The organism is uncultured Alistipes sp., assembly GCF_949296715.1.
Taxonomy (GTDB): domain Bacteria; phylum Bacteroidota; class Bacteroidia; order Bacteroidales; family Rikenellaceae; genus Alistipes.
This window is the reverse complement of sequence record NZ_CASFQD010000026.1, coordinates 14,122-35,663: the sequence shown is the minus strand read 5'-3', so window position 1 is coordinate 35,663 and position 21,542 is coordinate 14,122. Positions and strand designations below refer to the sequence as shown.

Sequence of the window (21,542 nt, the reverse complement as noted above, 5' to 3'; positions counted from 1 at the left end):
GGCGGCTCCGCATCGGATTTCCGCTCACGCGCCGTCGCCGCCGGGGCCTTCCCGGCAGCAGTCGCCGCACCGGGGTTCTCCGCCGCCGCGTCGCGGACCGCACCCGTCGTGTCGGAGGCTGCGGAATCCGCCGCGCCCTCCCCGTCCGCAGGCGCACCCTCCTCCCCGTCGGGATCGGGTTCGGGCGGCAGCTCGGGTTCGATGAAGCGCAGCGTGGCCACCTCGTAGGTCGTCAGGCGCTTGCCCTTGGCCCGGTGGCTCTTCACGCCGACGAAGTCGTCGACGTCGATCATATCGGCCGGGCGCTGCGCATGCGCCCCCTTATAGGTAATCTCGAGGCTGGCACCCGCAGCGTCGGTCATGCAGACCAGATCGGCCTGCCCCTCCTCGTCGAGGAAGTACTGCATCTTGTCGGTCAGCTCGGCCGAAAAGCGCTTCATGTAGTAGTAGCCCTGCTCGCGGTCGAAGTAGCAGACGCTGTAAACGCGGTCGGGCTCGTAGCGGTTCACCCGCACGGTGTCGTCGGGGAAGTGCTGCCCGAGGTCGTAGCCCGTGATGTAGTACTGGTTCTTCGAGGTCCAGACCACGAGTTTGTCGTCGCCCTTGAACTCGCCCAGCAACGTGCCGCGCCCGTCGGCGTTGAGCCGCCGCACATCCTCGTCGAACCAGATGTCCTGTCCGCCGAGCGTCGACGTGCCGCGCTCCTTGAGCACGATCTTGTGGATGCCGTAGCGCGAGAAGAGGTTGCCCTGGCTCTGGCGCCCCTTGATGGCCAGCTCCGAGAAGTCGAGGTCCACGATCACCTTCTTGAGCCGCGGCCGCGGCTTGAAGTAGACCTTCAGCACCTCGGCCTCGCCGTTCGGGTTGACCGACATGTAGAGAATCTCGCTGCGCGGCGTGCCCTTGGTGATGTTGTACTCCTTGTCGCGCGTAATGCCCTTGATCGCGCAGCGTTTCATCATGATCGGGCCGTTCTTGCCGTCGCGGTAGAGCACGTTGTAGATCGTGCGCTCGTCGTTGCGCTTGAAGACCCCGATGTAGTAGATGCCCTTGTCGAAGAAGGCCTTGTCCGAGACCTTCGTGATGACGTAGCGGCCGTCCTTCGTGAAGACGATCACGTCGTCGATGTCCGAACAGTCGCACACCAGCTCGGCATCCTTCATCGACTTGCCAATGCCGAAGAAACCCTCGGCCCGGTCGACATAGAGCCTGGCGTTCGTCACGGCAACCTTCGTCGCCTCGATCGAGTCGAACTCGCGCAGCTCCGTGCGGCGCTCGCGCCCCTTGCCGTACTTGTCGCGGATGCGCTCGTAATAGGCCACGGCATACTCGGTCAGGTGCGCCAGGTCGTACTGCGTCTGCTTGATGTCGGCCTCGATCTGCCGGATTTCGTTGTCGGCCTTCTCCGAGTCGAAGCGCGAGATGCGGATGAACTTCAGCTCGGTGAGCTTCTGCACGTCCTCCAGCGTCACCTCGCGGCGCAGCAGCTTCTTGAAGGGTTCCAGCCCCCGGTCGACGGCGGCATAGGCCTCCTCGCGCGTGCGGCACCCCTCGATGAGCTGGTAGAGCCGGTTCTCGATGAAGATGCGCTCGAGCGACGCGGCGTGCCACGCGGCGTTGAGCTCCTCGAGCCGGATTTCGAGCTCGCGTCCGAGCAGGTATTTCGTATGGTCGGCCGAGCGGCGCAGAATCTCGCTCACGCCGAGGAAGTGGGGCTTCTCCTCCCAGATGACGCAGGCGTTCGGCGCGATCGAAACCTCGCAGTCCGTGAAGGCGTAGAGCGCGTCGATGGTCTTGTCCGACGACTCGTCGGGCGCGACCTGGATGATGATCTCGACCTTGTCGGCCGTGTTGTCGTCGACCTTGCGTATCTTGATCTTGCCCTTCTCGTTGGCCTTGATGATCGACTCCTTGATCGACTCGGTGGTCGTCGTATAGGGTATTTCGGTGATGGCGAGCGTGCGCTTGTCGATCTTCGAAATCCGCGCGCGCACCTTCACCGTGCCGCCGCGCAGTCCGTCGTTGTAGCGGCTCACGTCGGCCAGGCCGCCCGTCGGGAAGTCGGGATAGAGCTGGAAGTCGCGCCCCTCGAGGTGGGCGATCGCGGCCGAGATCAGCTCGTTGAAGTTGTGCGGCAGGATCTTCGACGCCAGGCCCACGGCGATGCCGTCCGAGCCCTGCGCCAGCAGCAGCGGGAACTTGATCGGCAGCGTCACCGGCTCCTCCTTGCGGCCGTCGTAGGAGAGCATCCACTCGGTGGTCTTGCGGTTGAAGACCACGTCGAGGGCGAACTTCGACAGCCGCGCCTCGATGTATCGGCCCGCGGCGGCCTCGTCGCCCGTGAGGATGTTGCCCCAGTTGCCCTGGCAGTCGATCAGCAGCTCCTTCTGTCCGAGCTGCACGAGCGCATCCTTGATCGAGGCGTCGCCGTGCGGGTGGTACTGCATGGTCTGGCCCACGATGTTGGCCACCTTGTTGTAGCGGCCGTCGTCGACGACCTTCATGGCGTGGAGGATGCGCCGCTGCACGGGCTTCAGGCCGTCCTCGACGTGGGGCACGGCACGCTCCAGAATCACGTAGGAGGCGTAATCCAGAAACCAGTTCTTGTACATGCCCGTGAGCTTGCGCACGTCGCCCTCGTCCTGCGTCAGGCGGTCGAACTTGCCCGGACGCCCCGGTTTCCCGGGGGCCTCCTCCTGCGGAGGCTCCACCGGCGCATCGTCCGCCGCCCCGTCCGCCGCATCGGGCGTCGGGACATCCTCGTCGAACAGGTAATCCTTGTCCTTCTCTTTCTCTTCCGACATATGCTGTTGTTTCTCTCTTTTGCGTTAACCGATGCGCAGGTCCTGCTCCACGAGGTCCTCCTCGATGCGCAGGTTGTCGATGATGAAGCCCTGCCGTTCGTAGGTGTTCTTGCCCATGTAGAACTCCAGCAGGTCGTGAATCGGGTCGTCCTTCGTGATGCGGACCTTGTCCAGGCGCATGTTCTCGCCGATGAACTCGCGGAACTCCTCGGGCGAAATCTCACCCAGACCCTTGAAGCGCGTGATCTCGGCACTGGCCCCGAGCGCCGCGATGGCCCGCAGCCGCTCCTCCTCCGAGTAGCAGTAGCGCGTCTCCTTCTTGTTGCGCACGCGGAACAGCGGCGTCTGGAGCACGAACAGGTGGCCCTGGCGGATCACGTCGGGGAAGAACTGCAGGAAGAAGGTCATCAGCAGCAGGCGGATGTGCATGCCGTCGACATCGGCATCGGTGGCGATGATGACCTTCTCGTAGCGCAGATTGTCCATCTCCTCCTCGATGTTGAGCGCCGCCTGCAGCAGGTTGAACTCCTCGTTTTCGTAGACGACTTTTTTCGTCAGGCCGAAGCAGTTGAGCGGCTTGCCGCGCAGCGAGAAGACCGCCTGCGTGCGCACGTCGCGGCTCTTGGTAATCGAGCCCGACGCCGAGTTACCCTCCGTGATGAAAATCATCGACTGCTCGGCCAGCTCGTTGCGGTCCGTGCGGTGAATCTTGCAGTCGCGCAGCTTGCGGTTGTTGAGCGAGACCTTCTTGGCCGTCTCGCGGGCCTTCTTCTGGATGCCCGAGATGGCCTTGCGCTCCTTCTCGTTCTCGACAATCTTCTTCTGGAGCACCTGCGCCGTCTCGGGATGCTTGTGCAGGTAGTCGTCGAGGTGCTTGCCCAGGAACTCCACGACGAAGTTGCGGATCGTGGGGCCCGACTTCGACATCTCCTTCGAGCCGAGCTTCGTCTTGGTCTGCGACTCGAAGATCGGGCTCGACACGCGGATCGAGATGGCGCCGATGAGCGACGTGCGGATGTCGGCCGGATCGTAGTCCTTGTGGTAGAACTCGCGGATGGTCTTGGCGACGGCCTCGCGGAAGGCCGCCTGGTGCGTGCCGCCCTGCGTCGTGTACTGTCCGTTGACGAACGAGTAGCAGCTCTCGCCGTAGCCCGTACCGTGGGTGAGCGCCACCTCGATGTCCTCGCCCGAGAGGTGGATGGGCGCATAGAGCGGCTCCTCGGTCATGTTCTCGTTCAGCAGGTCGAGCAGTCCGTTCTTCGAGGTGAAGGACTGGCCGTTGAGCCGGATCGTCAGGCCCCGGTTCAGGTAGGTGTAGTTGCGCACCAGCTGCTCGACATACTCCAGGTTGTAGGTGTAGGGGCCGAAGACCTCCTCATCGACGCGGAAGCGTATCTCCGTGCCGTTCTTCTCCGTGAGGCCCGTCTCCCAGCGGTCGCTCTGCTCGAGGCCCTTCTCGAAATAGACCGTGTGGGCCTCGCCGTCGCGCACCGAGCGGGCCGAGAAGCTGCTCGAGAGGTAGTTCACGGCCTTGACGCCCACGCCGTTCAGACCCACGGTCTTCTTGAAGGCCGCGTTGTCCTCGTCATCGTCGTACTTGCCGCCCGTGTTCATCACGCTCACCGCCGCGGAGAGCGAGTTGAGCGGTATGCCGCGTCCGTAGTCGCGCACGGTCACTTCGCCGTCCGCGACCGTGATGTCGATCTGGTGGCCGAAGCCGTTCATGTATTCGTCGATCGAGTTGTCGGTCACCTCCTTGATCAGGACATAGATGCCGTCGTCGGGCTGCGTTCCGTCGCCCAGTTTGCCGATGTACATGCCGGGGCGCAGCCGCACGTGCTCACGCGGCGTGAGCGTGCGGATGGCTTCGTCGCCATAGTTGTCCGTCGGTTTCGTATTGAGTAAGTCTGCCATGTTTCACTTTATGTTTCGGGCCGGCGCCTTCGCGCGCCCGTCCCCAATCCCGCACGATCCGTGCCCGGCCGGAGCCGTGCGAATGTCATGCCTTTTGCCCCTCCTGCCGGATTTCGGCCAGCGCGGCGGCCATGCGGTCGTACACACGCTCCATGAGTTCGTGCACCTCCGTTGAGGCAATCTCCTCGCGGCTCACCGGCGGCAGCACGCGGATGGTGATGCGGTTGCCCCAGTTGAAGAGCAGGTTGCGGCGGATGAGCGTCCGCGTGCCGTCGAGCACCACGGGCAGGATCTCAACCCCCGCCTCGCGCGCCAGCGTGAAGGCCCCGGCCTTGAAGCGGTGGATCTCACCATCCTTCGAGCGCGTGCCCTCGGGGAAGATCGCCACCGAAGCCCCGCGCGAAATCCACAGCTTGCCCTCGCGCAGCAGCTGCTCCATCGCCTCGGCGGCACGCCCGCGGTCGATGCAGATGTCGCCGTGCAGCAAGAGGTACTGTCCGAAGAAGGGCACCTTGAAGACCTCGCGCTTCGAGACCCAGCGGAAGTTGAGCGGTATGTAGTAGAGCGTCGGGATGTCGATCACCGTATTGTGGTTCACGACGATGACATAGCGTTTTTTGCGGTCGATCAGCTCGCGTCCGATGACCCGCTGCCGCCAGCGCGGCGGGATAAAGAAGAAGATGCGCACGAGGATGCGCGAGAGTTCATGCACCACGCGGCGCCCCTTGTCGAAGGGGCAGCAGAGGACGAGCGCCACGGCCGACAGGACCATGAACAGGGTGCACAGAAGCACGAGAAACAGGTAGTAGATGCCGCTTATCATATCGTTCCGATGCTGTCCGGAGCCGATTATCCGGTCCGGTTCAATCTGCAAATTTAGAAAAATTCCGCGGATTTTCCACGCCGTCGGGGAACGAGTTTTCAACATTTTTCACTGGCGGGTTTCCCCGAAAAACGGTCCATGCGCCCACGGACGGCCCGCATACCGGGTTGCCTCCGAAACCCGCACACGCATCCGGCACGGGTCAGACCTGCGGACCGCCCAATGACCGTCCCACCACCCCACACGCCCGACACGCCCGACACACCCAACACGCCCGACGCATCCCACACGCCCACACGCATCCCACACGCCCACACGCCCGTAGCGCCCCATACTTCTCTACCCGACCGCCCCCCGACAGGCCCCATCCTCTGCCGCCGGTCATTGGGGGGGGCTACTCCACCGCCCGGCCATCAGGCGACACCCATCCTCCCTGCCGCCGACGAGCAGGCAGCCCCCGCCATCACCACCCGGATATCGCACAGCTTAAACCTCGCCGCCGACAGGCCATTAGCAGGCCATCAGCCGGGCCGCCCCGCCCTCACCCTCCGCCCTCATACTCCCCCGCCGCCCCGAAATCGTGCACACGCACAAGCATCCCCAAAATCCCATAATAATATGTACAGAAAAATTTTTGTAAAAATTCAGTACTATGTATTGCAAAGTAGAAATATTTTTACATATCTTTGTGGTGTCAACTAAAATGCAGCGCAAATAACATAAACAGCACATAACATGAAACAACTGATCCTTCTGATTACGGTATTGGGGCTGACGGCAACGAACGCGCTGGCGGCCCGGATGTATCCGGCCACGGGGCGCGTGGTCGACGAGCAGGGTTCGGCCGTGGAGTACGCGACGGTCGTACTGCTCAAGGGCACGGAGCAGGTGGCGGGCATGGCCACCGACGGGGAGGGCCGCTTCCGGCTCGAGGTGCCGACGGGCGACTACACCCTCTCGATCCAGTACCTGGGTTACGACCCGCTGAAGCAGCCGGTGCGCGTCGAGCACGAGAACGACCTCGGGGACTTCGTCATGCACAGCTCGTCGACCGCGATCGAAGGCGTGGTCGTCAAGGCGCAGCTCGTGCGGCGCGAGGCCGACCGCTTCGTCGTCGACGTGGCCAACGCCCCGGCGGCCGCGGGACGCGACGGCATCGAGCTGCTGGAACGCGCCCCGGGCGTCTGGGTCGACAGCGACAAGATTTCGGTCAACGGCAAGACGGGCACGAAGGTCTACGTCAACGACCGCGAGCTGAAACTCGAACCCGAGCAGCTGCTCACCTACATCCGCTCGCTGCGGGCCGAGGAGATTCAGAAGATCGAGGTGATCCCGACGACGGGCGCCGACTACGATGCCGACACGGCGGGCGGCGTGATCCGCATCACGCTCAAGAAACGGCGCGAAAACGGCCTCAACGGCTCCCTCTCGCTCAACGGGAGCATGAGCACCATGGGGCGGAACCTCACGCCGGGCGGCAACATCAACATCCACTCGGGCCGCTTCGACCTCTACGCCTCGGGCTGGGGCTCCTTCGCGGACAACCGTTCGTCAAGCGACGAGACGACGCGCTACACGTCGGGCGATGCCGCCCTCACCTCACACTCCGACCTGAAGAGCCGCGTCAACAACGGCGGCGGGACGTTCGGCGCCATCTACGAAATCGCGCCGGACCACAGCGTCGGGGCCGAACTCGAGTACTGGCACAGCGACAGCGACGACCCGACCGACACGCAGAGCGACTTCACGCAGGGCGACCGGCTGACCCACACGCAAACGCGCTTCGAAGCAGGCGATTACAACGACAACCTCTCGGCGACGTTCAACTACGTCTGGAAGGTCGACACGCTGGGTTCGACGCTCAAGCTGCTGGCCGACTACACCTCGCGGCGCAACGCTTCGGGCAACGACAACTTCAGCCGCATCACCTCGCCCGCCGTCGTGCGCGACTCGACCTACCGCGACCGCACGACGAGCCGCTACACGATCGCCTCGGCGACGCTGGCCCTCGACAAGAAGTTCTCGCCGCGCTGGACGCTGAAGGCCGGAGCGAAGTTCACCCGCAACGACATGGACAACGACGCGCTCTACGAATACGTGCAGGGCGGCGAGTGGGTGCGCAACGACCGGCAGAGCTTCGCGATCGACTACACGGAGAACATCGCCGCGGCCTACGGCATCGTCTCGGCCAACCTCGGGCGCTGGAGCTTCGTGGCGGGGCTGCGCGGCGAGTACACCCACACGACGGGCAAGCAGGTCGGGCAGGACTACTTCTCGCTCTTCCCCAACGCCAACGTCTCCTGTGCGCTCTCGAAGGACGGCGCCTACTCGCTCATCGCGCAGTACACCCGCACCATCTCGCGCCCCAGCTTCTGGTGCCTCTCCCCGCAGCGGAGCCAGATTTCGGACTACACCTACCAGACGGGCAACCCGGCGCTCAATCCCTCCTATACGCACGACGCCAGCCTGACCTTCGTGCTGAAGCACAAATACACGCTCACGGCCGGCCTGACCGTCGAGACGGACGAAATCCAGCAGACGATCCTGCCCGACGCCGACGATCCCGACCTGCTCTGCATCGCGTGGGTCAACTACGACGCCATGACGAGCTACTACTTCACGGCCAATCTCCCCTTCCAGCTCACCCGGTGGTGGCAGCTGAACGTCAACGCCATGTTCATCAGGCAGGCGCAGCGCGTCGGGGCGGACGACCCGGTCAGCCGCCAGAACTTCTACAGCCTCTACGCCTCGACGACCTTCACGCTCCCGGCCAACTTCTACATCGACCTCTCCTACCGCTACCAGAGCCGTGTCGAGCTGGGCAACTGCTGGGTCGAGCCGCAGCAGATGCTGCACGCGGGGATCAAAAAACGCTTCGGCGAGCGCTTCACCCTTTCGTTCAACGTCCGCAACCTCACCGAGGAGCCGCAGCACGTCGGCGCCCGCGGCGAAGGGTTCGTGCGCCGTGTCAACGTGTTACAGTTCTGGAACAGCCGCCAATACCGCATCGGGCTCACGTGGAACTTCAAGTCGGGAAAGGCCTTCCGCAAGAAGGCCGTCGAAGCCGGGTCGGCCGAAGACCGCAGCAGGCTATAACGTTTCGCAACACACTGAAATACAAACGGGCCGCAGGGTTTATCTCCTGCGGCCCGTGATGTTGTCGGCACATCGGTTCAGCCCCTGTGGCGGTGGAGGTGCGGCAGCGGCAGGCGGCGCGCCCAGCGCACGGCCCAGTACGGCAGGCGCGGATGGGCCATCCAGCGCGCAAGATGCGTGACGGGCGTCGGGAAACGGAGCGACTGCCCTGCGATGATGAGCGTCACGGCAACCAGAATCAGCGCCACACCCAGCATGATGCGCGGCGTGAGCCGCTCGCCGAAGACCGCCACGCCGAAAATCAGCGCCGTGACGGGTTCCAGCGCCCCGAGGATCGCCGTGGGGGTCGAGCCGATGCGGCGGATCGCCCCGGCCATCGCCACAAGCGAGATGATCGTCGGGAAGAGCGCCAGCGACACGGCATTGATCCACAGCACGGGATCGGGCACGGGCTGCAGCTCCGTGCAGCCGCGCAGCCGCACGACATAGACCAGCGACCCGAAGAGCAGGCAGTAGAAGGTGAGCTTCTCGGTGGACATGTCGCGCAGCGACGAACGGTTGACCCCTACGATGTAGACAGCATACGAGAGTGCCGAGAGGAAAACCAGCAGCACGCCCGTCAGGTTGAGCGTCGCGCCGTCCCCGCCCTTGTAGAGGAGCGAGATGCCCGTGCAGGCCAGCGCGATGGAGAGGATGCCTGCGGCGGACAGCCGCTCGCGGAACCCCACGGCCATGATGACGGCGACCATCACCGGATAGACGAACAGGATCGTCGAGGCGATGCCCGCATCCATGAGATTGTAGCTCTCGAAGAGCAGCAGCGACGAGGCCGACATGAGCAGCCCCATCACCACGAGGGGCACGACGTCGCACCGGTGCAGGGCGAACGACTGCCGGCGCACGAGCATCAGCACCCCCAGCAGCGCCACGGCCAGCACATAGCGGTAGAACAGCACGGAATCCGCCCCCATGCCCGCCGCATACATCGGCAGCGTGAAGAGCGGATTCAGCCCGTAGCTGGCGGCGGCTACGGCACCCAGCACGTAGCCGCGGGTACGTTCAGCGGCCACAGGAGACTAAAATTCGACCTGCGGGGCTGCATCGGTCCCCTCGGCCGCCTCGAAATAGGGTTTCTGGTCGAAGCCGAAGAGCCCGGCCACGAGATTCGACGGGAAGCGCCGCACGGCGACGTTGTACTTGCGGGCCGCATCGTTGAAGTCCTTGCGGGCCACGGCAATGCGGTTCTCCGTCCCCTCGAGCTGCGACTGCAGTTCGATGAAGTTCTGGTTGGCCTTCAGGTCGGGATAGCTCTCCGCCACGGCGATCAGCCGTCCCAGCGCCGAGCGCACATCGGCTTGCGCCTGCTGGAACTGCGCCAGCCGCTCGGGGGTCAGCTCCCCGGCCGTGAGGTTGATCGACGTGGCCCTGGCCCGTGCCTCGGTCACCTCACTCAATGTCTGCGACTCGTGCGCCGCATAGCCCTTGACCGTGTTGACCAGGTTGGGAATCAGGTCCGAACGACGCTGGTACTGCGTCTCGACATTCGACCAGGCGGCATTCACGCCCTCCTCCTTGTTGACAAATCCGTTGTAGGTGGCATAGAAAAAGATCGCCACGACGGCCACAACGCCGATCCAAATCCATTTTTTCATAACTTGTCCGTTTGATTGTTTTCCGATTGTTTGCTTGTCTTGTCCCTTCCGCACGGGTGCTGCCGTTCCGCTCACCACTTCGAGCCGGCACCGCCGCCGCCGAACGAGCCGCCGCCGAAGCCGCCGCCCCCGAACGAACCTCCGCCGCCGAAACCGCCGAAGCCGCCGATGATCGGGCCGCCGCCACCGCCGCCGAAATGGTCGTCGTGCGAGTTGCGGGCACGCCGCCGCACCACTTCGCCGCAATGCTTACATATATAGGTATATTCGATGACCAAACCGCGGGAGGTCAGGTTCACGGCCTGCTGCGAACGCAGCTCGAGCGACAGCCGGCGGCAGTGCGGGCAGCGTTTGCGCGCACAGTAGCCCGCCACGGAGACCAGCACCGGAATGCCGACGACGCCTGCGACGACCAGCAGGATGAACCAGCCGGGCAGTTCATCGTCGGAGGTGTCGGGCAGCCCGAGGTCCACGTCGCTGCCCTCGAGCAGCTGCGCGACGGCCTGCAGTCCGGCCGTCATGCCGGCGTCGTAGTTCTCCTCGCGGAAATACGGCAGCATGTATTTCATCTGGATGCGCTTGCAGAGGGCATCCGTCAGCACCCCCTCCAGCCCGCCGCCCGTGACGAAGCGGATCTCATGCAGGTCGCGCACGAGCAGTACGCCCAGTCCGTTGTCCGTGTCGGCGCGTCCCACGCCCCAGCGGCGGAAAAGGTCGATGGCAAACGAGAAGGTGTCGCCTCCGGCGATGTCGTCCACAGCCACGACGGCAACCTGCGCGATGCCCCGCGTGCGGAGCGCCCCGCACAGCGAGTCGAGCCGCGCGACGGTCCGGTCGGAGAGTATCCCGTCGGGATTGGAGACGTAGCGCCGCCGGTCCGCCAGCTGGACATTGGGAATCTCCTCCACACGGTAGGTGGCTGCCGCAGCGGTCAACGTGCAGGCAAGCAAAAGAGAGATGATTGCAAGTTTTCTCATAACCTCGGGCAAAGATAGAAAAAAATGTCTCCGTTTGCTCGGGGCGGCGGAAAAAGGGCAAAAAAAAGCCCGTCCCGACCGGGCAATCAGCAACGGGCGGGACGGGCAGGGGAAAAGGCCGGAACAGGCGGCAAGGAGCAGACGAAACTTGATACCGGAGCCGCAGCGGACGGGAAAAGGCCGCAACGGCGCATCGATCCGCCGACAGGGGCCGGGGGTGTCGGACCGCCCGTCGCGGAGCAGCAGGTCGGGCCGGATGCCGGGATCAGCCCCTGCGGGTCAGAATCCGGTAGCTCCACGGCGCCATCTCCTCCTCGACATGCTCCGCCAGCAGGTACGGTTCGCCCGTCATGGCATCGGCATACTCCCCGGCGTAGATGCCGGTGCGGTAGTCGGCATGGATGGCATAGGGCGAAAGGTTCATCACCGCGACGACGCGGTTGCCCGGCACCTCGCGGACCATCGTCAGCAGGCAGTCCTCGGCGTTGTTGCGGATTTCAATCATCCCGCCGCCCCGCTCGCCCGCGGCAAGGGCCTCATTGTCATGGTGCAGGGCCGTCAGCCGCCGGTAGAAATCCGTAAAGGCATTGGCTTCGTAGTGCGGGATCGGGTCGCGGTCGAAGAAGGCGAACGCATGGTCGTAACCGACCTCCTGCCCCGTATAGATCAGCGGCAGGCCGCGCGGCACGACGAAGGTGAAGGCGGCCATGATTTCGCGGGCGGCCCCCATGCGCGTGAACTCCGTGCCGCTCCACGAGTTCTCGTCGTGGTTCGACGTGAAGGCCAGCCGCATGGCCGACTGCGGATAGCGTTCGCGGTCGGCATGAAGGTAGTCGCGCAGGGCCGTCAGACGGGTCCGCTGCTGCGCCACGTCGTTGAGCAGGTGGTGCATCTGCCAGGCATAGCAGGCGTCGAAGGCATGGTGGTCGAACAGGTAGCGCTCCTCGGCCTCGGCCAGCATGAAGAGGTCGGGCTTCACCGCCCGCAGGCGGGCAATCGTCTCGTACCAGAACTCCGCCGGCACAAGCATCGCCATGTCGCAGCGGAAGCCGTCCACGGCGTGTCGCGTCACCCAGAACTCCATGGCGTCGGACTGCGCCCGCCACACATCGCGGTTGGCATAGTTGAGCTTCGCCGTATCGGTCCAGTCCCACGGCACGGCCGGAGTCCCCTCCGCGTCGCGCTCGTACCAGTCGGCGGGCCGCTCCGCGATCCAGCGGGCGTCGCGCGCCGTATGGTTGGCCACCCAGTCGAGCAGCACCTTCATGCCCAGGCGGTGCGCCTCCGCAACGAAGGCGTCGAAATCGGCCATGTCGCCCATTTCGGGATTCACGGCGCAATAGTCGCTCACGGAATAGTAGGAGCCCAGCGGTCCCTTGCGGTTGGTGCGTCCGATCGGGTAGACCGGCATAAGCCACACGGCATCAATCCCCAGATTGCGCAGAAAGGGCAGGCGCGCCGCGGCAGCCCGCAGCGTCCCTTCCGCCGTCAGCTGGCGCACGTTCATCTCATACAGCACGGCCCCGTAGCTCCAGTCGGGATGCAAAGATTTGTCCATATTTTCATTTTCGGGAGGCCAAATATACGATTTTTTCACGATAAAAAACAGACGCAAGGTGGTCTCGCTTACATATTTGTGAAAAACAATGACAATAGACAGGCCGGGAGTGTCTTTTTTTCGGGGATTTTTATTAACTTTGCGCACAATACAATAAAACGCCTTTTTTCACAATGAATCGACTCCGATTAGCAGCAGTAGCGCTCATCACCCTCCTGCTGACTTCGTGCGCAGCCCAGAAGCGCGTCTGGTATCTTCAGGACGCACGACCCTACACACCCGAACAGATCGCCGAAGAGGGCCAGATCCGCATCAAGCCCTTCGACCGGCTGACCGTCGTGGTCAACAGCAAGGACCCCGAACTCGCCGTGCCGTTCAACGCAGCCACCTCGTACAATTCGTTGACAGGAGGTCAGGTCAGTTCGGCCTCCACATCGCAGTCCCTGCAGGTCCGCACCGTGGACGAGCAGGGCTGTCTCGAAATGCCCGTAATCGGAAAGGTGCAGTGCAACGGTCTTACGCGCCATGAGTTGGCAGAAACCATCGCCGGAAAAATCCGGGAAGGCGGCTATATCAACGACCCCACGGTCAACGTGCAGTTCGACGACATGAAGATCTCGGTCATCGGCGAAGTGGCCCGTCCGGGGCAGTACAATGTCACGCGCGACAAGATATCGATCTTCGATGCCCTGGCCATGGCGGGCGACATGACCGTCTTCGGTATCCGCAACGAGGTGGCCGTGCAGCGTGAAGTGGACGGGGTCCGCACGATCGAGTACCTCGACCTCACCTCAAAGGAGATTTTCAACTCCCCGGCCTTCTACATCCAGCAGAACGACGTGATCTACGTAAAGCCCAACAAGTACAAGGCCCAGACGGGTGAAATCAACCAAAACCGCAGTTTCTACCTTTCGCTCATAAGTACCGCCATCTCTGTGGCTACGCTTATCGTAACACTCACAAGATAAAAGAACCATGACAGAACATTATACCAATCAGCCGTCGGCACAGGACTCCGACGCAAATGCGACCAACATCTCCCTGCACGACATCATCCGCATGGTGATCGACAACTGGTACTGGTTCGTCCTTTCGGTCGTTCTCTGTCTCTGCATTGCCTATTATTATCTGGCGAGCACACCCAAGGTATACAGTCGCACGGCCACGATTCTCGTGAAGGACAGCCGCAAGGGCGGTGACGTGGAGCTGCAGGCCTTCAGCGACCTGGCCGGATTCCAGTCGCGCCGCAATGTCGACAACGAGGTCTACATTCTCCAGTCGCGCCGGCTGATGGAGGAGGTGGTCAAGCGGCTCAACCTGACCATGAACTACACGGTTCAGGAGCGGTTGCGGACACGCGCGCTCTACACGCAGAGCCCCATCGAGGTAAAGTTCGTCGACAACAACGACAAACTCTCCTGCTCGATGGAGATCACCCCGCTCGAAGGCGACAAAATCCGACTGACCCACTTCGATGACGAATTCATCTCCAAGCAGGAGAGCAAGCGGGTGCTGACCGCCCAATACGGCGATACGATCGCCACCCCCGTAGGCCGTATCGTGGTAAACAAGACGCTCTACATGGACGACGAGAAGTACCTCGACGAACCGATCCATGTAGGGAAAAGTTCGCTTGCCGCCGCAACCAGCGGCTACCGTGCGGCCGTGAAGTGCGACGTGGCCAGCAAGGATGCTTCGATCGTGACCATCTCGATGAGCAACACGATTCCGAAGCGGGCCGAGGATGTGATCAACACCCTGATCGCCGCATACGAAGACGACGCCATCGGCGACAAACGGCAGATATCGGTCCGCACGGCGGAGTTCATCCAGGCCCGTCTGGACGTTATCGGAAAGGAGCTGGGCGACGTGGACCGCAGCATCGAGGATATCAAGAAGGACAACCAGATGATCGACATCTCTTCGGAGGCGGCCCGCACCGTCACGGAGAGCTCCCGCTACAAGAGTGAAGGGCTGTCCTTGGACAACCAGATCAACGTGGCCGAATTTATCCGCACCTATCTTACCGATACGGCCAATGCCGGCATGCTGATCCCCGTACTGGCATCCATCGACAATGCGGCAGTATCTACGCAGATCGACAAATACAACAATGTGGTCCTGCGCCGGGACAAGCTGGCTGAAAACAGTACCGAAAACAGCCCTGTCATGCAGGAGCTGAACAACGTGCTCTCATCCCTGCGCCACTCGATCCTCGCATCGCTCGATTCGCACATCTCGGCACTCGAAATCCAGCGCAAGGCCCTGCGCGAAGAGGAGGAGCAGGCAAACCGCCGCATCTCGACCATGCCGTCGCAGGAGAAGGTCATCCTCGGCATCACGCGCCAGCAGAAGATCAAGGAGGAGCTCTTCCTCTACCTGCTCAACAAGCAGGAGGAGACGCAGCTCAACTACGCCATCGCCGAGTCGAACTCCCGGACGATTGACCTGGCATACGGCAGTTCCAATCCGGTAGCCCCCCGTTCGATGATTATCCTGGCCGTCGCCCTGATCGCCGGCCTGGCCATTCCGTTCGGACTGCTCTTCCTCATCGGCATGCTCGACACCACCATCCGCGGCCGCAAGGATATCGAGGACAACCTCAGCGTACCCTTCCTCGGTGACATTCCCAACTACGACGGCGAGACCAAGACGGGTATCGTCGTCCGTGAAACGGGACGCGACCCGCTGTCGGAGGCTTTCCGCATCCTGCGTTCGAACATGACCTTCATGAACGTCTCCTCGGGCAAGACGGTCCAGAGCGTACACTTCACCTCTTCGGACCCCCACGCCGGCAAGACTTTCGTCGCCATGAACCTCGCCATGACCCTGGCCATGGCCGGGAAACGCGTTATTCTGGTCGACCTCGACCTGCGGCGCCACGCCCTCTCCACGCAACTCGGAATGGGCAACAGCAAGCGGGGCATCACGGGCTACCTGGCCGGTACGGTCACCGACTACAAGGAGCTGATCCAGAATCCGGGAATCCACAAGAACCTCGACGTGATTCTGGCCGGCATCCAGCCGCCCAACCCCACCGAGATGCTGCTCTCGGAGAAACTCGACAAACTCGTTGCCGACCTGCGCACGCAGTACGACTACATCTTCCTCGACAGCACGCCGGCCATGTCGGTTGCCGACGCCGTCATCACCGACCGTTTGTCGGACCTCTGCCTCTACATCGTGCGCGAAGGGGTCCTCGACCGTCGCCAGCTGCCCGACATCGAACGGCTCTACCGGGAGAAGAAACTCCACAACATGAGCATCGTACTGAACGGCACCCGCACGCACCGTCACGGATACGGATATGGCTACGGATACGGATACGGTTATGGATACGGCTATGACGACAAACAGGAAGACAGCTACCGCAAGCGGATCATGCTCTTCCTGCGCAGACTGGCCCGCAAGATCAGACGATAACCGGCCATGGCTATCCGCAACGCCACCATCGCACTCGACTTCGACGGAACGGTCGTCACGCACGAATATCCCCTGATCGGGGAGGATGCGGGCGCCGTCCCGGTGCTGAAGGAGTTGGTCGGAAACGGCTACCGGCTGATTCTCCATACGATGCGTCACGGCGCACTGCTGGAGCAGGCAGTCAACTGGTTCCGGAGCCGGGGCATTCCGCTCTATGCGATCAACGAGAACCCCTCGCAGCGCAAATGGACGGAGTCGCCGAAGGTCTATGCCGATCTCTACATCGACGACAGCAGCCTCGGCATTCCGCTGCGTTTCGTCGACGGGTGCAGCCGGCCGGTCGTCGACTGGCCGCGTGTAAGGGAGTTGCTGGTCGACCAGGGATTTTTAGACTGACAAAAAATATCCGGAGATTCTCCGGCACACTCTTAAGGCAGGGTACGTTCGCGTGCCCTGCCTTTTTTGATATGAGGGAGGGGGTAGGCCAAAAGGGAAAGAGCCGCTTGCCGAAGATTGAAAAGGGCTGTTCTTCCAACAAAGGGCACTGCCCTGCTCCTGCAGATTTCTGCCGGTAAGACACACTGCCGATACCGGCCGGGGAGCCTGAACCAAACGCAAAAATCGGGTAATGATAAAAAAACCGGGCTGCATGTCATCGACATACAGCCCGGATGAATGATAGATAGGTTCTATTCCGAACAGGTTGCACGGATACCGGCACCGCCCGGAACGGAATGCACGAAACCTACTTTTTCCAGAGATCGCGCGGATACTCCCCTCCGGCGATCATCTTTTCGATGGCTGCCATCAGCGCCGGTTTGTCCTCCTTGTAGGTGACGCCGTGCCACTGGGCCGACGAACGCAGCACATGCAAATCGACAGTGCCGTCGGAGATCAGTTTGTTGACCATCGTCGGGATGTAGAACTCGCTCTTCAGATTCTCGTGGTTCTGGTCGTACCACGTGCGGAAATAGGCCTCGGAATAGTCGAAATAGTCGGGCGTGAAACCAAAGAGATTCATCGACACGGGTGTATTCTCGGCCAGTTCCTCGTCGGCGCCGCCGTCATGGAAGACGATCTTGCCGTCGGCCAGGCGCTCGATCTGCGTGCGCTCGACCATCGACGCGAGGTTGCCCTTGTCGTTGACCGTGCAGACACCGCGCGAGACGGTACCGTTCTCCGAAAGGGTCCGGTTCAGGTCGTAGGCCACCATGCAGTAGTGGTTTCTGCTCTCTCCGAGCTGCGAGAGGTAGGCGCTGATCGTCCGGTAGGCATCTGCCCCGTAGAAATCATCGGCATTGATGACGGCAAAGGGCTCGTGAATGGCCTTCGCAGCCATCATCACGGCGTGGTTCGTACCCCACGGCTTCACACGGCCTTCGGGCACGGTGACCCCTTCGGGCAGGTTTTCGAGCTCCTGATAGACAACCTCCACGGCGATCTTGCCGCCGAAGCGCTCTTCATTGAAAATCTCCAGAAACTCCTCGGCGAAGTAGTGGCGGATGACGAACACCACCTTGCCGAAGCCGGCGCGGATGGCGTCGTAGATCGAATAGTCGATGATCGCCTCGTTGTTGGGGCCTACACCGTCCATCTGTTTGAGCGATCCGTAGCGGGAACCCATGCCCGCCGCGAGGACCAGTAATGTGGGTTTTACCATATTCTATTGTTTTTTGGCGTTGAGTCGAAACAACTACAAAGTTAACAAATTCCGGCTCTACCTGCAAGCCTTTTCATCAATTTCGGCCGCCGGGGCGCAAAAAAGTTCCATGCGGCGAACCGCCAAATAAATTTGGCATTCCGCGCGGCTTATGCTATCTTTGCAAATGCTAAATTTCCGCCCGGGACAGGACCGGCAGAGGTAGCCGGAACGGAAACCTCGCAGGCCGGCCGATACGGAACCGGGCGCATCGACAAGACCTGACAGATGAAACTGCTCAAAAGCATACGCTCCTGGTGGCGCGGGTTCTTCCGCAAGCGGCGCTTCAACATGCTCAACGCCACGGACAACTCCGAGGAGTGGCACATCCACCTCTCGCCCGCGAGCATCTTCGCGGGATTCGTCGCATTCATCCTGCTGATGTTCATTCTGATTCTGTCGCTGGTGGCCTATACGCCCGCGCTGGAGTTCCTGCCGGGCTACCGGACCGAGGCCGACCGTTCGCGCGAAAGCCTCGTGCAGAACATCATCCGCCTGGACTCCATGGAGCGCATGATGAACGACATGATGACCTACAACGAGAACATCGCACTGATTCTGGAGGGCCAGACCCCCGTTGCACGGACGCTGCCCGCATCGGACAGCACGCGCATCAGCAAGGTGCTCGTCATGCCGTCGCACGAAGACTCGCTGCTGCGCGCCGAAATGGAGGGCGACGGTCCCTACTCACTGACGGGCGACAATGCGGCCTCGCGCCGGCTGGTGCGTGAAGCCATCCAGCTGACGGCCCCCGTCGACGGCATCATCACCGACCGCTTCGACATCGCCGCCGGACAGCTGGGCGTGAAGATCGCGGCCACGGCCGGCGACCGCATCACGGCCATCGACAAGGGCACGGTGGTCATGAGCCTCTGGAGCCCCGAAACGGGATACGTCGTCTGCATCCAGCACGCCGGGAACCTGATTTCGGTCTACCGGCAGCTGTCGCAGTCGCTCGTGACCCCGGGACAGGCCATCCGTCCGGGCGAACAGATCGGCTACAACGCCGAGGCCGTGAACGGAGAGGTCCCGCGTTTCGAGTTCGAACTCTGGAGCAACGGCAAGCCCGTAGACCCCGAAGGATACATCGTTTTCTGACACACAGCATGAAACAACGACTCGCCATACTGGGCTCGACCGGATCGATCGGCGTGCAGACGCTCGACATCGCGCGCGAGAACCCCGACCGGTTCGAGGTCCGCACGCTGACGGCCCATCGCAACTGGCAGCAGCTGGCCGCGCAGGCCCGGGAATTCGACGCCGACACGGTCGTCATCGCCGACAAGGCCTGCCACGAGGCCCTGCGCGACGCACTGTCCGACACCGACACGAAGGTCTACGCCGGGGACGAGGCCGTGGCGCAGGTCGCCGCCGCGGGCAACGTCGACGTCGTGGTGAACGCCCTGGTCGGCTATGCCGGCCTGGCCCCCACGGTCGCAGCGCTCGAGGCGGGCAAGAAACTCGCATTGGCCAACAAGGAGTCGCTCGTCGTGGGCGGTTCATACGTCATGCCCCTTGCGCGCCGGCACAAGGCCCCCATCCTGCCGATCGACTCGGAGCATTCGGCCATCTTCCAGTGCCTCGTGGGCGAACGGGCCCCGATCCGGCGTCTGATCATCACCTGCAGCGGCGGCGCCTTCCGCGACCTGCGGCGCGAGGAACTCGCCTCGGTCACCGTGGAGCAGGCGCTGCACCACCCCCAGTGGAACATGGGCGCGAAGATCACGATCGACTCCTCGACGCTCGTCAACAAGGGCTTCGAGGTCATCGAGGCCCACTGGCTCTTCGGCACGCCCGCCGAGAAGATCTCCGTCGTGATGCACCCGCAGTCGATCGTCCACTCGATGGTCGAATTCGAGGACGGCGCCATCAAGGCGCAGCTCGGAACACCCGACATGCGCATGCCGATCAGCCTCGCGCTGATGTACCCCGACCGGGCCCACCGTCCGGGCGAGCGCTTCAGCTTCCTCGAACACCCGCAGCTGACCTTCGCCGAGGTCGACCGCGCGAAATACCCCGCCCTCGACATCGCTTACGACTGCCTGCAGCGCGGCGGCACGGCGGCCTGCACGATGAACGGCGCGAACGAAGCGGCCGTCGCGGCCTTTCTCTCCCGCCGCTGCGCATGGCTCGACATCGTGCGGGCGATCGAATACGCCCTGACGCGCGCGACGTTCGTCGCGTCGCCCGACCTTGCCGCCTTCGCCGCCTCGGATGCCGAGGCCCGGGCGCTGGCCGCGGAATACCTCAACCAGTAACACCCTTCACATGGAACTTATCATCAAGATTCTTCAGTTCTTCCTCTGCTTCACGATCCTCGTGGGCATCCACGAATTGGGACACTTCATCATGGCGCGCGTCTTCCGCATCCGCGTCGAGAAGTTCTACATCTTCTTTGATCCGTGGTTCTCGCTCTTCAAGTTCCGCCGCGGAAACACCGAATACGGGCTGGGCTGGCTGCCGCTGGGCGGCTACGTCAAGATCGCGGGCATGATCGACGAGTCGATGGACAAGGAGTACCAGCAGCACGAGGTGCAGCCCTGGGAGTTCCGGGCCAAGCCCGCCTGGCAGCGTTTTCTGGTGATGATCGCCGGCGTGGTGATGAACGTCCTGCTGGCCATCACGATCTACATCAGCATCTGCTACACGTGGGGCGAGACCTACTTCCCGAACGAGGAGGCCCGCTGGGGCTACAACTTCAACGAGGCGGGCCACCGGTTGGGATTCCGCGACGGCGACCGTTTCGTGACGATCGACGGCGAACCGGTCGACGACGTCTACAAGATGCTCAACCAGCTCATCATCACGGAGACCGACCGCGAGGTCGTCGTGCTGCGCGGCGGCGAGCAGGTGACGCTCCGCCTGCCGCTCGACGAGCTGATCGCCATGCGCCGCGAAAAGGGCTACGAGGACCTCTTCACGCTGCGCATGCCCTTCCTGATCGACAGCGTCGCGGCACCGACGGCCGCGGCCCTGCAGCGGGGCGACAAGATCGTCGCGATCGACGACGTGCACGACGCCACCTACACGGAATACCGCCGCTACCTCCAGTCGAAGGCCGGGGATACGGTGACGGTCACCGTCCTGCGCGGCGGCGAACGCATCGCCGGTCTCGGCATTCCGATCTCGGCCGAGGGAACCCTCGGTGTCTTTGCCAACGCGCAGCCCTTCGAGCTGCGCACGCAGCACTACTCCTTCTGGGAGGCCATTCCGGCCGGCATCCACAAGACCGGCAAGGTGATCGCCTCCTACTGGGAGCAGCTCAAGCTGATCGTGCAGCCCAAGACGAAGATGTACGAGGAGCTGGGCGGATTCATCGCCATCGGCAGCATCTTCCCCGGCAGCTGGGACTGGCAGGACTTCTGGATGAAGACCGCTTTCCTGTCGATCATCCTCGCCGTGATGAACATCCTGCCCATCCCGGGGTTGGACGGCGGGCATGCGATCTTCACCTTCTGGGAGATGATCTCCGGGCGCAAGGTCAGCGACCGCGTGCTCGAACGGGCGCAGTACGTGGGGCTCATCATCATCCTCTTCCTGCTGCTCTACGCCAACGGAAACGACGTCTACCGCTTCTTCATCAAATAAAACGGCGC

15 protein-coding genes are annotated in these 21,542 nt (G+C 62.7%); 7 read left to right on the top strand and 8 right to left on the bottom strand.

The features are described from left to right. From Q1Y33_RS04475 to Q1Y33_RS04465, 3 genes are all read right to left on the bottom strand, one after another. A partial coding sequence (locus Q1Y33_RS04475; protein WP_300798553.1) for a DNA gyrase/topoisomerase IV subunit A occupies nucleotides 1–2,804 on the bottom strand: 2,804 nt, incomplete at its 3' end. A gap of 24 nt (nucleotides 2,805–2,828) precedes the next feature. Continuing rightward, nucleotides 2,829–4,718, bottom strand: a complete 1,890-nt coding sequence (locus tag Q1Y33_RS04470; protein WP_300798552.1) for a DNA topoisomerase IV subunit B — start codon at nucleotides 4,716–4,718, stop codon at nucleotides 2,829–2,831. Nucleotides 4,719–4,803: 85 nt separating this feature from the next. Beyond that, nucleotides 4,804–5,541 (bottom strand): lysophospholipid acyltransferase family protein, encoded by a 738-nt coding sequence (locus Q1Y33_RS04465; RefSeq protein ID WP_300798551.1) that lies wholly within the window; start codon nucleotides 5,539–5,541, stop codon nucleotides 4,804–4,806. Between the two features lie 735 nt (nucleotides 5,542–6,276). Here Q1Y33_RS04465 and Q1Y33_RS04460 point away from each other — a divergent pair. Next, complete coding sequence (locus tag Q1Y33_RS04460; RefSeq protein ID WP_300798550.1) at nucleotides 6,277–8,637, top strand: outer membrane beta-barrel family protein; 2,361 nt, start codon at nucleotides 6,277–6,279, stop codon at nucleotides 8,635–8,637. Nucleotides 8,638–8,714: 77 nt separating this feature from the next. Here Q1Y33_RS04460 and Q1Y33_RS04455 read toward each other — a convergent pair whose 3' ends face one another. The 4 genes from Q1Y33_RS04455 to Q1Y33_RS04440 all read right to left on the bottom strand — a co-directional run bounded on the left by Q1Y33_RS04455 (nucleotide 8,715) and on the right by Q1Y33_RS04440 (nucleotide 12,824). Then, entirely contained in the window at nucleotides 8,715–9,707 is a 993-nt protein-coding gene (locus tag Q1Y33_RS04455) for a DMT family transporter (protein WP_300798549.1), read from the bottom strand. 6 nt (nucleotides 9,708–9,713) lie between these two features. Then, the gene (locus Q1Y33_RS04450; protein ID WP_300798548.1) at nucleotides 9,714–10,289 is read right to left on the bottom strand and encodes a LemA family protein; all 576 of its coding nucleotides are present in this window, start codon (nucleotides 10,287–10,289) and stop codon (nucleotides 9,714–9,716) included. A gap of 71 nt (nucleotides 10,290–10,360) precedes the next feature. Further along, the gene (locus Q1Y33_RS04445) at nucleotides 10,361–11,266 is read right to left on the bottom strand and encodes a TPM domain-containing protein (RefSeq protein ID WP_300798547.1); all 906 of its coding nucleotides are present in this window, start codon (nucleotides 11,264–11,266) and stop codon (nucleotides 10,361–10,363) included. A gap of 265 nt (nucleotides 11,267–11,531) precedes the next feature. Beyond that, nucleotides 11,532–12,824 carry an alpha-amylase family glycosyl hydrolase gene (locus Q1Y33_RS04440; RefSeq protein WP_300798546.1) on the bottom strand — a complete coding sequence of 431 codons (1,293 nt, stop codon included), beginning with the start codon at nucleotides 12,822–12,824 and terminating at the stop codon, nucleotides 11,532–11,534. 173 nt (nucleotides 12,825–12,997) lie between these two features. On the opposite strand from Q1Y33_RS04440, the gene Q1Y33_RS04435 reads away from it, so the two are divergent. From Q1Y33_RS04435 to Q1Y33_RS04425, 3 genes are read left to right on the top strand one after another with little or no spacing between them, the layout of a single operon-like run. Next, nucleotides 12,998–13,792: a polysaccharide biosynthesis/export family protein gene (locus Q1Y33_RS04435; RefSeq protein WP_300798545.1), complete on the top strand. Its 795-nt coding sequence runs from the start codon at nucleotides 12,998–13,000 to the stop codon at nucleotides 13,790–13,792. A 7-nt stretch (nucleotides 13,793–13,799) separates the two neighbouring features. Continuing rightward, the gene (locus Q1Y33_RS04430; RefSeq protein WP_300798544.1) at nucleotides 13,800–16,247 is read left to right on the top strand and encodes a tyrosine-protein kinase family protein; all 2,448 of its coding nucleotides are present in this window, start codon (nucleotides 13,800–13,802) and stop codon (nucleotides 16,245–16,247) included. Nucleotides 16,248–16,253: 6 nt separating this feature from the next. Continuing rightward, nucleotides 16,254–16,643: a hypothetical protein gene (locus Q1Y33_RS04425; protein WP_300798543.1), complete on the top strand. Its 390-nt coding sequence runs from the start codon at nucleotides 16,254–16,256 to the stop codon at nucleotides 16,641–16,643. A 349-nt stretch (nucleotides 16,644–16,992) separates the two neighbouring features. Here the strand turns inward: Q1Y33_RS04425 and Q1Y33_RS04420 are convergent, their stop codons facing one another. Further along, entirely contained in the window at nucleotides 16,993–17,907 is a 915-nt protein-coding gene (locus tag Q1Y33_RS04420; protein ID WP_300798542.1) for a sugar phosphate nucleotidyltransferase, read from the bottom strand. 267 nt (nucleotides 17,908–18,174) lie between these two features. On the opposite strand from Q1Y33_RS04420, the gene Q1Y33_RS04415 reads away from it, so the two are divergent. From Q1Y33_RS04415 to rseP, 3 genes are read left to right on the top strand one after another with little or no spacing between them, the layout of a single operon-like run. Further along, nucleotides 18,175–19,044, top strand: coding sequence for a M23 family metallopeptidase (locus tag Q1Y33_RS04415; protein WP_300798541.1), 870 nt, complete (start codon nucleotides 18,175–18,177; stop codon nucleotides 19,042–19,044). A gap of 8 nt (nucleotides 19,045–19,052) precedes the next feature. After that, entirely contained in the window at nucleotides 19,053–20,204 is a 1,152-nt protein-coding gene (locus Q1Y33_RS04410) for a 1-deoxy-D-xylulose-5-phosphate reductoisomerase (protein WP_300798540.1), read from the top strand. Nucleotides 20,205–20,214: 10 nt separating this feature from the next. Then, complete coding sequence (gene rseP / locus Q1Y33_RS04405) at nucleotides 20,215–21,534, top strand: RIP metalloprotease RseP (RefSeq protein WP_300798539.1); 1,320 nt, start codon at nucleotides 20,215–20,217, stop codon at nucleotides 21,532–21,534. Nucleotides 21,535–21,542 lie beyond the last annotated feature (8 nt).

What these genes read in the sequence shown, in the direction of transcription:
- Q1Y33_RS04470 (WP_300798552.1), bottom strand. Translation starts at nt 4,718, where the DNA reads ATGGCAGACTTACTCAATACGAAACCGACGGACAACTATGGCGACGAA.
- Q1Y33_RS04465 (WP_300798551.1), bottom strand. Translation starts at nt 5,541, where the DNA reads ATGATAAGCGGCATCTACTACCTGTTTCTCGTGCTTCTGTGCACCCTG.
- Q1Y33_RS04460 (WP_300798550.1), top strand. Translation starts at nt 6,277, where the DNA reads ATGAAACAACTGATCCTTCTGATTACGGTATTGGGGCTGACGGCAACG.
- Q1Y33_RS04450 (WP_300798548.1), bottom strand. Translation starts at nt 10,289, where the DNA reads ATGAAAAAATGGATTTGGATCGGCGTTGTGGCCGTCGTGGCGATCTTT.
- Q1Y33_RS04445 (WP_300798547.1), bottom strand. Translation starts at nt 11,266, where the DNA reads ATGAGAAAACTTGCAATCATCTCTCTTTTGCTTGCCTGCACGTTGACC.
- Q1Y33_RS04440 (WP_300798546.1), bottom strand. Translation starts at nt 12,824, where the DNA reads ATGGACAAATCTTTGCATCCCGACTGGAGCTACGGGGCCGTGCTGTAT.
- Q1Y33_RS04435 (WP_300798545.1), top strand. Translation starts at nt 12,998, where the DNA reads ATGAATCGACTCCGATTAGCAGCAGTAGCGCTCATCACCCTCCTGCTG.
- Q1Y33_RS04430 (WP_300798544.1), top strand. Translation starts at nt 13,800, where the DNA reads ATGACAGAACATTATACCAATCAGCCGTCGGCACAGGACTCCGACGCA.
- Q1Y33_RS04425 (WP_300798543.1), top strand. Translation starts at nt 16,254, where the DNA reads ATGGCTATCCGCAACGCCACCATCGCACTCGACTTCGACGGAACGGTC.
- Q1Y33_RS04420 (WP_300798542.1), bottom strand. Translation starts at nt 17,907, where the DNA reads ATGGTAAAACCCACATTACTGGTCCTCGCGGCGGGCATGGGTTCCCGC.
- Q1Y33_RS04415 (WP_300798541.1), top strand. Translation starts at nt 18,175, where the DNA reads ATGAAACTGCTCAAAAGCATACGCTCCTGGTGGCGCGGGTTCTTCCGC.
- Q1Y33_RS04410 (WP_300798540.1), top strand. Translation starts at nt 19,053, where the DNA reads ATGAAACAACGACTCGCCATACTGGGCTCGACCGGATCGATCGGCGTG.
- rseP (WP_300798539.1), top strand. Translation starts at nt 20,215, where the DNA reads ATGGAACTTATCATCAAGATTCTTCAGTTCTTCCTCTGCTTCACGATC.